Genomic DNA, 11685 nt, shown 5'->3' on the forward strand with positions numbered 1-11685 from the left:
AACGTGGAATAACCGGGTTGGCGCCGTAACGCTTAGTTTTTGGACAGCTCCAGCCGGCCACTGACTGTGCTAATGTCGATACTGCCGCTGCCATTTCCGCTGCTAAATTGCAGGTTACTGGCCGGGCCATATTTATCGCGGCTTGGCTGATCATTGGTTAAGCTATTTTTGATGCTGCCGCCGGCAGAGGTTTTCATGCTGACTGAAGCATCCAGATTAGGGTCGAGTTTTAATTCAAACTTACCGCTGACCGAAGAGCCTTTAATCCGGGGAGCATTTTGCTGCTTTAACTCGACCTCAACACTGCCATTAACACTGGAAATCTCAATTTTGGCGGTGCGGGTCAGATCCAGATCGACTTCGCCATTAACAACGGTCAACATCAGTTCATCGGGCTGACTCTCCAGATCGATTTCGCCATTAATCGATTCCACCTGTAAGCGACCTGTGGCACCTTTATCCTCAATTTTTCCGTTCACCGTTTTTAGGCGTAGCTGACCGCTCAGCCCCTGGCTGTCGATAGCGCCATTTACGGTTGCCAGCTCGACAGTTTCGCTGAGGTTGTTGGCTTTGATATCGCCATTGACTGTGCTGATCAGGCTGCCACCCGATATATTTTCGACTACGATGCTACTGTTCACACCTTTAAACTCCAGGCTGGCGCCCTGTGGCACCTCAAACACCAGTTCAGCGCCTTGTTGATTGCGGTCACTGTGCATTTGTCTTGGCATTTTCATCACAAACTGGGTAAAACCGGCATTGGAGTCTAACGTAAAGCCTTCCGCTTGCTCGTCGAGCTTACCTGAGACCTTAAACTGATTTTGCTGGCTACCGCGGATGGTGACTTTGCCACGTTGTACTTCAAGCGTGACCCGCTCGTTCGCGGCGACACTGCGCACTTCATCAATGCTCTGCCGGTTGTCGGCCAACGCCAGGCTGGCGCAGCAGAGCAGCCAGAGGCCGGTACTATATTGGATTAGTTTCATCTTGAGCTCCTGTTAGGGGGATGTCATGGCGAGTTGATCAACATAAGACAATTGTTGTTGATATAACGACGCCAATTGTTGTTGTAACCCCGGATCATCCGGGTAAAAACTAAGGGCTTGCCTAACCTGGCTGACTGCCTGTTGCCACAGTTGCAACTGCCATTGCCAGTCGCCAAAGGCGCTATCAACCTGTTGCAAGGTCGCCAAACGTTCGGTAAGTGCCTGTTGATACTGTAACTCTTGTTGCAGAGCAGAAAGTTGTAACGCTGGTGTCGCCGGCCAGTACCAGTACAGTAACGACGCCAGCAGTAAGGAGGCGGCGCTGGCAAGCGGCCAGCGCTTTGGCTTCGGATGCGGTAATTGTGCCTCGAGTGCCGGCCACAGATCACGCGCCGGAGCCAGGTCCCGCGGCAGGGTTGCAATCAACTCATCCAGTTTAGTCTCGTTCATTCAGATACTCCTGCAATAGTTGACGGGCCCGGTGGTACTGGGCTTTGCTACTGCCCTCGGCAATTTGCAGCAGTGTCGCAATCTCCCGGTGCTGATAGCCCTCCAGCGCAAACAGTACAAATACCGCCCTGGCCTGAGCTGGCAAGCGTTGGATAGCTTGCTCCAGCTTCTGCTGTTGTTCGTCACTATGCTGCGGGCAGCAGACCGTTTCCGGTATGGCGTCGCCATCCTCCAGTCGTAAACCTTTGTCCTTGCGCCACAAATCAATAGTGGTGTTAACCGCCAGCCGGTGCAGCCAGGTGCTGAATTCACTGTCGCCACGAAAGGCCGGTAATTGCTGCCATACTTTTAAAAAGGTTTCCTGCACCGCATCTTCAGCCCGACTGCGATTTGCCAGTAAGCGCCAGGCAATAGCATAAACCCGCCCCACAAAGTGCTGATACAGCCGGGCAAAGGCATGGCGGTCGCCGCTGGCCGCTTGCTGCAAAATCTGGGGTTCAAGTTGTAACATGCCGTGTTCTAATCTGTTGTTTCAGGCTTAGTCGCACCGGCAGGCGAAAAGGTTTAAAAGGGATTAAAATTATTTGCCACTGGACAGTCTGCCGGCTTTCACCATACTTGGATTATGTCCTGCCAATTGCAAGCCGCAATAATGCCGCTACAAAACTTTCCGGAAATTGTGCCTATTTTGTCGGGTGGCGGTACCCGCCTTAGTTGTCATATTGGTATTCTGCAGGCGCTGGCAGAGCTGGGATTACGCTACCGGCATTTGGTTGGGGTATCTGGGGGCAGTATTGTCGCCGCCTTTTGTGCCGCGGGTTGGCCATTATCCCGCATTGAACAACTTGCGCTAAATACCGACTTTCGGCGGTTTAAAGGCATTTCGTTAACCACCTTATTACGAACGGGTGGCCTCTGTAATGGTAACCGTTTTGAGCAATGGCTGGATGAGAAACTGGAGGGGCGGACTTTTGCCGATCTGCAGTTGGATCTGCACGTTCTGGCCACCGATATCAGTGGTGGCGGGCCGGTGGTATTCAGCCGGCAACTGACGCCGGATTTACCGGTTTCTGCCGCCATCCGCTATTCGATGTCGATCCCGCTGTTTTTTTCGTTTAAAAGCTATCGCAATAAAGTACTGACAGATGGCGTGATTTTGTCGGAAGATGCGCTGCACTATGATTGGTCAGGGCAGGGGCTGCCATTGGTTTGCTTTCGCCTGAAAAGTGAGAGTGAAACCCGGCCCATTCGTACCAGCCGCTATTTACCTGTTTTGTCCTATATGCAGATGTTGATTCAAACCTTTATGAACGCGGTATCGCGCGAATATGTGCATGCAGAGTACTGGCACAATACAGTGGTGGTAAATACCGGGGAGGTGTCGGCAGTCAACTTTGAATTAACGGTGGCGCAAAAGCAAACGTTGTATCAGCAAGGTTATAAGACGGCGTTGGATATCGTGCCACGTAAATTACCCCAGTTATTTTTGCCTGCTGTCGCCGGTGGCTAGGGCCTGAAGCAGAACTGGCCTGACCTGACTAGGCGGGCGTCGCTCAGACTGTTAGCATGCAACTTTTTGCTGACAGGAAGCCGTTGATGCATCGAACTGAGTTTAAAGTGCGTGATTATGAGTGCGATATGCAAGGTATCGTCAATAACGCGGTGTATTTCAATTACCTGGAACATGCGCGGCATGAGTTTTTGCATAGCCGGCAGATCGACTTCGCGGCGTTGGCCAGAGCGAAGGTCAATCTGGTCGTCGTCCGGGCGGAGATGGATTATAAAGCCTCACTAACCAGTGGTGACCAGTTTTACGTCACAACGCAGTATCAGCCGGTTTCCCGCTTGCGCTTTGGCTTTAAACAACAGGTCTGGCGCAGTGCTGACCAAAAGTTGATGTTAGAGGCGCTGATCACGGGTACTGCGCTGAATGAAGCGGGTAAACCCTTTTTACCGCCTGAGTTACAGTTGCTGCTGGATTAGCGCCAGATGAGGCTGCCAGCAGGCAGCCTCAGAATAACCAAGAGAAAGAAATTATCCGTGCTGACTTACTTTGAGTAAGTCGCCTATAACAAAGCGCAAGGTGCGTCTTAAGATCTTCACCTGTACTTGCTCGCCGGTCGTTTTACCAAGCAATGCTTGCCCCAGTGGCGACCAGATTGAGATGACTGAACCACTGCTATCCGCTTTGGGATCGGCACTTAGCGTAACCCAGCAGGCATCGCCATCCGGTAATGCAATTAAACGTACCGTGCAGCCTGGCGCGGCCCGTAACGGCTTGCCAGCTCTGGCCCGTCGTTGTGGGCAATCCTCCAGAAAGCGAAGTATTTGTGCCAGTCGGGTTGGTTGTAGCGGCAGCCAACTGGCGCGCAGCAAATAGCGCTCAATTGCCGATAACGGCAAATCTTGTAAAGAACTACGATGCAGCACAGGCATCCTCCGCAAAGTTCAGCGTAAAAACGTAAAAGCAGTAAACAGGGAAAGGTGTACTCCGGGCGCGACAAAGCGCACCCGGCTTAGAGCTGGAAGGCGGTAGCGAAACTCAGTTTGGTAGACCACAGGGTCGTAAGCACAGACGTACTCCGGTAAATCTTGGGGTGGCAGCGATAAGCGGGCCGCGACATACCATAGCAAAGTTGCCGGTAAATGCAAGCCGGGTTACCGGGCCCTGCTCATTGTGAGGGCCCGTAGCCAGTGTTATCACTGTGCGGTATGCAAATTTCGCGAATATTGTAATTAAATTACAAGATAACTTGTGCGGATTAATAAGTACTGATGCTAGCAATTTAATTTGCCATTTAATTAATAAGCGTTAAAAATCAAACTATTATTTTATTTTAGGTGTGTAATTCAATTCGAGGTACGTACAGGTTAATTTTTCTAACCTATCTCTTTAGATCTTCTCGTTTGTCAGTTATTGATGGTTTTTGTAAATTTATTACGTGCCACACACTAGGCACGCCAAATAAATTTTTGCAGGAGAGACCAGAGATGACTTTTTCAACATCAAAATTATGCGCCGGTTTGACGGTACTAATGTTGTCGTCAAGTCCATTGCTCGCTTCTGCCGCGGGTAATGCTTACCAAATGGGCTTGCCGGAGGACGCGCCGGGTGCTGAGCTGATCAAAGCCGGTCAGTTCCAGGCGGGAATTGCACAGGCGCAGAGCCCACAGCAAGCGGATACCGATCCGTTTTTCCGGCAGCTGAGTTTGTGCGTTGCCTATAGCCGGACTGCTGATTTTACAGCGGCAGCCACTGCCTGTAACGATGCGGTACAACGCGCTGGCGCTTTACAAGCGGTACCGCGTTCGGCGAAACGTGAAATGCGCGCGCTGGCATTGAACAACAGAGCAGTAATGAATCTGTTAGCAGGCGACAAAGTCGCTGCGTTGCAGGATCTGATGCAAGCCGTGCGCCTGGATAATGCAGAGCTGATGCTGGCAAACCTGCAGCGCCTGACGCAGAGCATCAATGGTGTTGAAGCGCCACAATTAGCCTTGCAAGCTGCCGAGTAAGTCGTATCGGTTTAGTCAAAGCAGCCTGCGATTGCAGGCTGCTGCGTTAATTACCCATACCTTACGGCCAGGAGTTAGCCTTTCGGCTTTCAACTATTTTTGCAATAAATTTGTAAATTATTTACATGAAATCTATGCTTGTGTTCTGGATAAAAACCGGACTAAAGCTGATGAAATCCCCTGTGATATTTTCGATACTGCTGCTAGTCAGCGCCTTGCCGCTCGTTGGCGCGACATCTGAGCCAGCCGACTCTTTTTGCACATCTGAGTTATGTCAAACAGATTTTGTGAAGTTAGAAAAAATGGCATGGTATGGCAGTGGCATGGCTGCCACCATTGTTGCGACTGCTTATGCTACCGGTGAGGGCGTACCTCAGGACGTTAAAAAAGCGCGCCGCCATATTAAGCAGGCAGCACGCTGGCGTGAACCTATGGGGATGCACGTCATGTCCAACTGGTTGCGTGCCGGCTTCATATTGGAGCAAGACATAGATAAGGCAGATGTCTGGTTGGAACGTGCGATTCGGGCAGGCTATTTGCCGGCGGCTTACGATAAGGCGAAATTGCTGTTACAGCAAAATAATCCGCAAGCCGACCAGCAAGCGATCGCTTTGTTACAAACTGCAGAGCAAGGTTTTTACCTGCCAGCCCGTTATCTGTTGGCTAAGTTGTACGTCGCGGGTATAGGTGTAGAATCGGATTTAGTGCAGGCCGCTCAGTTGTTTAAAAAGTTGGCACTGCAGGATTATGAAGATTCGCGTCAGCATTTTAGTGAGCTTTTGCAAGTACTGGAAGCGGTGAGTCAACAAGATGCGATTGCCGATCCGCAATTGTTGTCTGTTGTTAGCGAGCTTAAAACAGCCGGCGATATCGAGGTAATTCGAATCTATGGTCAACAGTTTAATACCGAAAGTGAGCTGAGTAATGTCAGGCAGCAACTCGCGGCATCGGGCTTGTACCAACCTGGGGCAAACACCTCTTCGCGTATCCCCGGAAATTTATGTGGTCGTGGTACCGGACTCTGTTCCGTCGCATTTGACCGCGATAGTCTGGCCTCTGAAACCGCTATTATTCTAAAAGATATTTTACGCTTTAACCGATAAGAAGACAGTCTGCCCAGCAACCCTGGGCAGATGCTATCACTTCTAACGATCTGGGCACTACAGCAAATAGTCACTGCCATCTTTGGCAGTAAAGCTTTTTTCTGCCCGGCTGCGACAACTGATTTGCCGGCCACTGATTAGGCTGAACCAATGACACTCGGGTACCGTTGTTTGCAGCTGAATATCGTCAATACCTGCCGGATCCTGACTACCCTGCATACCGCGGCGATTCAGGACTAACTCGACATGGCGGCCATCATTTTGTAACAGTAAGGCTTCTGGTGTCTCACGATGACCAATCAGCGCGATAAATTGCGCCGGCTCTTGTAAACCACTGGTGCTGCCATCCTGAAAGAACGCCAGTAGTTGCTGGTAGTAGACAACATAACTTGCCACGTCTTTATGCGAACCCCGGGCCAGTGGAAAGGTTTTATCCAGAAAACCTTTTGAGTAATCCATCACCTGACGCACATGCTGTTGATTCAGTTCGGTGATCAATTGGATCTGTTGCTGGATTTGCAGCTCCTGCTGCATTGGGTTAGCTAAAGTTGTCATCTTCTGTTCCTCATCGGGTAGGGTCGGTACTTGGCCTCTGATAAGGCTTAATCCTGGTTTTCGCGCCAGCTTTTGCTATTGCTTGAAAACTAGTCTAGATTAGTTTTAAGCATAATTTCACAATAAAAATTTTACAGTGTGAATTTTACAAAATGAAAGTGAACAAAAGTCTGCTACGAAAGTCCCATTTTTTGGGCACTAAAATAAGAAATTTGCGTAAACGCAATAACTTAACCATTGAAGATTTGTCGACCCGTTGTGTGCGGCTGAATCCGGAAGCGGCACCTTCGGTGTCGTATCTGTCGATGATTGAACGCGGAAAAAGGGTGCCGGCCGTCGAAATGTTGGCAGTGATTGCGCAGGTATTTCAAAAAGAACTGGACTGGTTTTTAGATGGCGAAGCGGAAGAGCAGGATTTGGTGCTGCCAAAACAAACCAAAGGCGGCTTAAATGGTATGCCGCTGGAGCCGGGCTTTTTGTTTAGTGGCGATATTCTGCAAATTGCCATTCCGGAGCTGCTGTCGCAAACCGGCACCAGCGGCCGGCAGTTTGCGCAACTACTGATCCGTGCGCATCAGGAGCATCACCAGAATCATTTTCCTGAGCTGGAGCGGGCGGCCGAGGAAGTCGGCTTAAAACGGTTGCCGTTATCGGTTGAGGAATTATTGGCCATCGTGCAACAACTGGGGCTGAGTATTCACTGGTTTGATGAAGCACCGCGCGAGTTAATCGACGAATTGGGTGTGCGCTCGAATAATATTCAGACCTCGTTTTTTGTGCCACCGCAGAGTTTGCATTTGCACCGTATCTTGCAGCAATGGCCAACCCGCCTGAAATATGAATTGGCGGTACATATCGGCCATGCAGTACTGCATAACAAAGATGGCGTGAAAAGTTCAATGGCAGTCGGCGGGGCGCATGACGATGTGTTTGCTGACAGCAGTAGCATGGCACCGCAGGACATTTTGCATGCCTGGCGCGACTTTGAGTCGAGTTTTTTTGCCGGTGCGCTGCTGTGCCCGAAACAGCCATTCCGGCAGTTGCTGGAGCGACGTGGCTACGAGATTGCCAGTCACTTGCAGGCTGAAGTGTCGGCTTCGGTGGCGATGCGGCGGATGACGGCAGTATCACCTTATCCGCACTGGCACTATTTTGATGCGTACAGCCCCGGTAAATTAAAGGCAGTGTATCGCGGTAATGGTATCCCGCTGCCCTGGGGCAATATGCGGCAAGTCCAGGATCCTTGCCAACACTGGGCGGTATTCCGGATGTTTGAAGTAAAAGAGTCGGGTAGTGCGGCGCAACTATCTTTACTGGATGTGCAGGGACAACCGAGAATTTATTGCTGTGAGTCGACCAAGGTCAAAGATTTGGCCGGTAATGACCATGTATTATGTGCTGGTATTGATTTGAATCCGGCTTTGGCGGCTCAGGGGCTGGATGCCGATGCGCTGGCGCAGGAGATGAAGGCACGTTGTATCAGTTACGGTGGCGCTGCTACTGTACCGCAAAGTATTCAGACCACGCTAAAGCGAGTGGCAAATATTCTGAATATTAATTGGGTTAGCCGCAGTATGAATAAGCCAGCACAGCTGATTTGCGCCCGGGGCGGCAGTTGCCCGCGCTCGCCCAGTTGCTATCAATGTCCGGGCAGCAGCAGTTAACACAGGAGAGCCAATGACGGAAATTCAGCAAACAGCAACACCTCAGACCGTCGCTACTGCGCCGGACCCGCAAACCGAGCAGGTCAGTCAACGGTTAACCGCCAGTCAGCAAGCCAAGGCAGTGGCGATTGAGGACATTATTGCAGCCCGGGCAGCTGGCGATTTACATCAGTTATCACAGCATCTGTTAGCGATGCTGGATGGTTTGTCGCCTGATGACCTGAGTCAACTTAGCAAGGCGCTACTAAAAGGGGAGTCAGCACAAACCGAAAAACGCCGCGAAAAAGCCGACCAGCAATTACGGCAGGACTGGCGTGATGGTGGTTATCCTTATCAAAACCGGCTTAGTCGAAAAAGTTATGAGCAGCAGAAATATCATCTGCAAGTGGAGTTATTAAAGTTACAACGTTGGATAAAAGCCACCGGACAACGGGTAGTTATCCTGTTTGAAGGGCGGGATGCCGCCGGTAAAGGCGGTACCATTAAACGTTTTATGGAACATTTAAACCCACGTGGCGCACGGGTAGTGGCGTTGCAAAAACCCAGTGAGGCAGAGCAAGGGCAATGGTATTTTCAGCGTTATGTTGCTGAATTACCAACCAAAGGCGAAGTAGTGCTGTTTGACCGCTCCTGGTATAACAGAGCCGGTGTCGAGCGGGTGATGGGCTTTTGTAGCGATGAGGAGTATCAGGAATTTATGTTGCAGGTACCGGAGTTCGAACGCCAACTGGTACGTAGTGGTATCCATCTGATTAAGCTTTGGTTTTCAGTCAGTCGCGACGAGCAACGTCGTCGTTTTACTGAGCGTGAGGCCCATCCGTTAAAACAATGGAAGTTAAGCCCGGTCGATTTAGCCTCGCTGGATAAATGGGATCACTATACGAAAGCAAAAGAGGCGATGTTTGCCTGCACGGATACCAGCTATGCGCCCTGGACCGTGATTAAATCCGATTGTAAAAAACGCGCCCGCCTAAACGCGATGCGCTATGTGCTGCAGCGTTTGCCTTACGAGAACAAAGACGCCGCTGTCGTCGGAGTGCCGGATCCGCTGCTGGTGGGGCGTGCCAACGTGATTTTCGAACAGGGCGAACATGGTTTTCTACTGGAAACGAGTGCCTGAGTCGGCCCTCATACTTTGTTACAACTTAATCGCCAGCCAAAAATTGGCAAGGTGCGCCGGAGGGCGTAAGATGAGTTGTTAACTCTCTCCCGCGTATAACAGGACATAACAATGAAAAAAACTACTTTAGTCGCCACTGCCGTGGCCTTAGCCCTTGGGCTGAGTGCCTGCGGTAAACAAACTGCCACCGAACAGAGCGCTGGTAGCCAACCTGCAGCTGCACAAACACAACAACAAGCGGCTCTGGTGTCAGGCATTGATAAGCAATACTTTGATCAGAGCGTGGCCTTTGGGCAGGATTTCTTTTTAGCGGTAAACGGTAAGTGGTTGGCAGAGACTGAAATTCCTGCTGACAAGGCGACTTACGGCTCTTTCCATATGCTGGCGGACCAATCGCAGCAAGCGGTAAAAGCCATTATCGACGAAGTTTCTGCGAAAACCGATTTAGCCGCGGGCTCAGATGAGCAGAAGCTGGGGCATTTTTATAACAGCTTTATGGATGAAACGACGATTGAACAGCGCGGCTTAACACCATTGCAGCCACAGCTGGATGCGATTAAAGCCTTGGCCGATAAAGCTCAGCTACCGGCACTGTTTGCCAGCTTACAACGTGACGGTATCGCTATTCCTTTTGGTTGGTTTGTTAATAACGATGCGAAAAACTCCACCCAGTATGCGGTGTATTTAAGTCAGGGTGGTTTGGGCTTACCAGATCGTGATTACTACTTTAAAGATGATGAAGCCTCACTGAAAATTATCAGTGAGTATAAAACCTATCTGCAGGATATGTTTGCGCTGGCTGGCCATAGCGATGCGGCTGCCGCAGCAGAACGGGTGTACCAGCTGGAAAAAGCCCTGGCAGAACATCACTGGACCCGTTTGGATAGCCGTAATGCCGACAAAACCTACAACAAGCTCAGTGTGGCTGATTTAAACAGCAGCTTGGGTGATTTTGACTGGGCCGCTTACGCGAATGGCGTGAAATTAGCGCAGGTAAATGAAATTATTGTGCGTCAGCCAAGCTATTTTGAAGGTTTAGGCAAGGTTATCGCCGCCACCGATCTACAAAGCTGGCAAGATTACCTAACGATCAAAACCGTCAACAGCTACGCCGATAAACTGAGCAGTGCCTTTGCTGATCGCCGTTTTGCGTTTTACGGCACGACGTTAAGTGGAATTCAGGAGCAACAACCACGCTGGAAACGGGCTGTTGATGCCGCCGATCAGGTACTGGGTGAGCTGACCGGTAAACTCTATGTTGAGCGTCACTTCAGCCCTGCCGCTAAAGCACGGATGGAAGTGCTGGTCGCCAATCTGATCAAAGCTTACGAGGTGTCGATCAAAGAGCTGGAATGGATGAGCGAAGACACCAAGGTGGCGGCGTTGGAAAAGCTGAGCAAATTTACGCCGAAAATTGGCTACCCGAACAAGTGGAAGGATTATTCCGCGCTGGAAATCAAAGCCGATGATTTAGTCGGTAACTTTGTCCGTGCCAGTCACTGGGGCTATGACGAGATGGTGAGTAAGCTGGGCAAACCAATCGATAAAGACGAGTGGTTTATGACACCGCAAACGGTCAATGCCTACTACAACCCGGTAAACAACGAAATCGTGTTCCCAGCCGCGATTTTACAGCCACCGTTCTTTAATATGGCGGCCGATGATGCGGTAAACTACGGCGGTATCGGTGCAGTAATTGGCCATGAAATCGGCCATGGTTTTGACGATCAGGGCGCTAAATACGACGGTGACGGTAACCTGCGTAACTGGTGGACCGAGCAGGATAAAGCCCAGTTCCAGGCGCGCGGTGCTAAGCTGATTGGTCAGTACAATCGTTTTGAGCCGCTGCCGGGCGTTAATGTGAACGGTGCTGTGGCACTGGGTGAAAATATCGGTGACCTCGGCGGGATGACGGTCGCGCTGAAAGCTTATCAGTTGTCACTGAATGGTCAGGACGCACCAGTAATGGACGGCTTTACCGGTGAGCAACGCTTCTTTATCAGCTGGGCGCAAATCTGGCGTACCAAGTTCCGTGAAGAAGCGCTGCGTCGTCAGCTAAGCACTGGCCCACACTCACCAGCCCATTTCCGGGTAATAGGGGTGTTGCCAAATATGCCTGAGTTCTATACTGCTTTCGATATCAAAGAAGGTGATGCGATGTACTTACCGGTCGAGCAACGCGTCAAGATCTGGTAATCAGTAGTTCGCAGTAACTATAATTAGGCTGTGGTTGTCTGGTTCTCGCAAGGAGGCAGGCGCCACAGCTTTTTTTGCCTTGGTCAGACCACTAT

The 11685-nt window shown here is 50.6% G+C and carries 12 protein-coding genes; 7 read left to right on the top strand and 5 right to left on the bottom strand.

Going from position 1 to position 11685, the window contains the following annotated elements; all coding sequences use genetic code 11:
* Positions 1 to 32 precede the first annotated feature (32 nt).
* Genes AGRI_RS13285 through AGRI_RS13295 form a run of 3 tightly spaced genes read right to left on the bottom strand, consistent with a single transcriptional unit; the run spans position 33 to position 1947 of the window.
* Positions 33 to 986, bottom strand: a complete 954-nt coding sequence (locus tag AGRI_RS13285; protein ID WP_008985418.1) for a DUF4097 family beta strand repeat-containing protein — start codon at positions 984 to 986, stop codon at positions 33 to 35.
* Between the two features lie 12 nt (positions 987 to 998).
* The gene (locus AGRI_RS13290; protein WP_008985419.1) at positions 999 to 1436 is read right to left on the bottom strand and encodes a hypothetical protein; all 438 of its coding nucleotides are present in this window, start codon (positions 1434 to 1436) and stop codon (positions 999 to 1001) included.
* Positions 1423 to 1947, bottom strand: a complete 525-nt coding sequence (locus AGRI_RS13295; protein WP_008985420.1) for an RNA polymerase sigma factor — start codon at positions 1945 to 1947, stop codon at positions 1423 to 1425. The genes AGRI_RS13290 and AGRI_RS13295 overlap by 14 nt, the downstream gene beginning before the upstream one ends.
* Before the next feature lie 141 nt (positions 1948 to 2088).
* Here AGRI_RS13295 and AGRI_RS13300 point away from each other — a divergent pair, with 141 nt between their 5' ends.
* Together AGRI_RS13300 and AGRI_RS13305 are read left to right on the top strand one after the other, a co-directional pair.
* Complete coding sequence (locus AGRI_RS13300) at positions 2089 to 2946, top strand: patatin-like phospholipase family protein (protein ID WP_008985421.1); 858 nt, start codon at positions 2089 to 2091, stop codon at positions 2944 to 2946.
* An 86-nt stretch (positions 2947 to 3032) separates the two neighbouring features.
* Entirely contained in the window at positions 3033 to 3419 is a 387-nt protein-coding gene (locus AGRI_RS13305; RefSeq protein ID WP_008985422.1) for an acyl-CoA thioesterase, read from the top strand.
* A gap of 51 nt (positions 3420 to 3470) precedes the next feature.
* Here AGRI_RS13305 and AGRI_RS13310 read toward each other — a convergent pair whose 3' ends face one another.
* Positions 3471 to 3872, bottom strand: coding sequence for a GreA/GreB family elongation factor (locus tag AGRI_RS13310; RefSeq protein WP_008985423.1), 402 nt, complete (start codon positions 3870 to 3872; stop codon positions 3471 to 3473).
* Between the two features lie 555 nt (positions 3873 to 4427).
* On the opposite strand from AGRI_RS13310, the gene AGRI_RS13315 reads away from it, so the two are divergent.
* Together AGRI_RS13315 and AGRI_RS13320 are read left to right on the top strand one after the other, a co-directional pair.
* Positions 4428 to 4952, top strand: coding sequence for a hypothetical protein (locus tag AGRI_RS13315; RefSeq protein ID WP_008985424.1), 525 nt, complete (start codon positions 4428 to 4430; stop codon positions 4950 to 4952).
* Positions 4953 to 5239: 287 nt separating this feature from the next.
* On the top strand, positions 5240 to 6055 hold the full coding sequence (locus AGRI_RS13320) for a tetratricopeptide repeat protein (RefSeq protein WP_162098371.1): 816 nt from the start codon (positions 5240 to 5242) through the stop codon (positions 6053 to 6055).
* Between the two features lie 57 nt (positions 6056 to 6112).
* Here the strand turns inward: AGRI_RS13320 and AGRI_RS13325 are convergent, their stop codons facing one another.
* A complete protein-coding gene (locus AGRI_RS13325) occupies positions 6113 to 6610 on the bottom strand; it encodes an aldolase/citrate lyase/malate synthase family protein (RefSeq protein WP_008985427.1) in 498 nt (165 codons plus the stop codon).
* Between the two features lie 152 nt (positions 6611 to 6762).
* Between AGRI_RS13325 and AGRI_RS13330 the strand changes: the two genes are divergently transcribed.
* The 3 genes from AGRI_RS13330 to AGRI_RS13340 all read left to right on the top strand — a co-directional run bounded on the left by AGRI_RS13330 (position 6763) and on the right by AGRI_RS13340 (position 11590).
* Positions 6763 to 8274, top strand: coding sequence for a DUF3612 domain-containing protein (locus AGRI_RS13330; RefSeq protein WP_040291980.1), 1512 nt, complete (start codon positions 6763 to 6765; stop codon positions 8272 to 8274).
* Between the two features lie 13 nt (positions 8275 to 8287).
* Complete coding sequence (gene ppk2 / locus AGRI_RS13335; RefSeq protein ID WP_008985429.1) at positions 8288 to 9394, top strand: polyphosphate kinase 2; 1107 nt, start codon at positions 8288 to 8290, stop codon at positions 9392 to 9394.
* Between the two features lie 111 nt (positions 9395 to 9505).
* Positions 9506 to 11590, top strand: coding sequence for a M13 family metallopeptidase (locus AGRI_RS13340; protein ID WP_008985430.1), 2085 nt, complete (start codon positions 9506 to 9508; stop codon positions 11588 to 11590).
* Positions 11591 to 11685: the final 95 nt, after the last annotated feature.

It is taken from the genome of Alishewanella agri BL06, from assembly GCF_000272005.1.
GTDB lineage: Bacteria > Pseudomonadota > Gammaproteobacteria > Enterobacterales > Alteromonadaceae > Alishewanella > Alishewanella agri.

Coding starts and splice junctions, on each gene's coding strand:
- AGRI_RS13285 (WP_008985418.1), bottom strand. CDS start 986: ATGAAACTAATCCAATATAGTACCGGCCTCTGGCTGCTCTGCTGCGCC.
- AGRI_RS13310 (WP_008985423.1), bottom strand. CDS start 3,872: ATGCCTGTGCTGCATCGTAGTTCTTTACAAGATTTGCCGTTATCGGCA.
- AGRI_RS13290 (WP_008985419.1), bottom strand. CDS start 1,436: ATGAACGAGACTAAACTGGATGAGTTGATTGCAACCCTGCCGCGGGAC.
- AGRI_RS13330 (WP_040291980.1), top strand. CDS start 6,763: ATGAAAGTGAACAAAAGTCTGCTACGAAAGTCCCATTTTTTGGGCACT.
- AGRI_RS13340 (WP_008985430.1), top strand. CDS start 9,506: ATGAAAAAAACTACTTTAGTCGCCACTGCCGTGGCCTTAGCCCTTGGG.
- AGRI_RS13305 (WP_008985422.1), top strand. CDS start 3,033: ATGCATCGAACTGAGTTTAAAGTGCGTGATTATGAGTGCGATATGCAA.
- AGRI_RS13300 (WP_008985421.1), top strand. CDS start 2,089: ATGCCGCTACAAAACTTTCCGGAAATTGTGCCTATTTTGTCGGGTGGC.
- AGRI_RS13295 (WP_008985420.1), bottom strand. CDS start 1,947: ATGTTACAACTTGAACCCCAGATTTTGCAGCAAGCGGCCAGCGGCGAC.
- AGRI_RS13315 (WP_008985424.1), top strand. CDS start 4,428: ATGACTTTTTCAACATCAAAATTATGCGCCGGTTTGACGGTACTAATG.
- AGRI_RS13325 (WP_008985427.1), bottom strand. CDS start 6,610: ATGACAACTTTAGCTAACCCAATGCAGCAGGAGCTGCAAATCCAGCAA.
- ppk2 (WP_008985429.1), top strand. CDS start 8,288: ATGACGGAAATTCAGCAAACAGCAACACCTCAGACCGTCGCTACTGCG.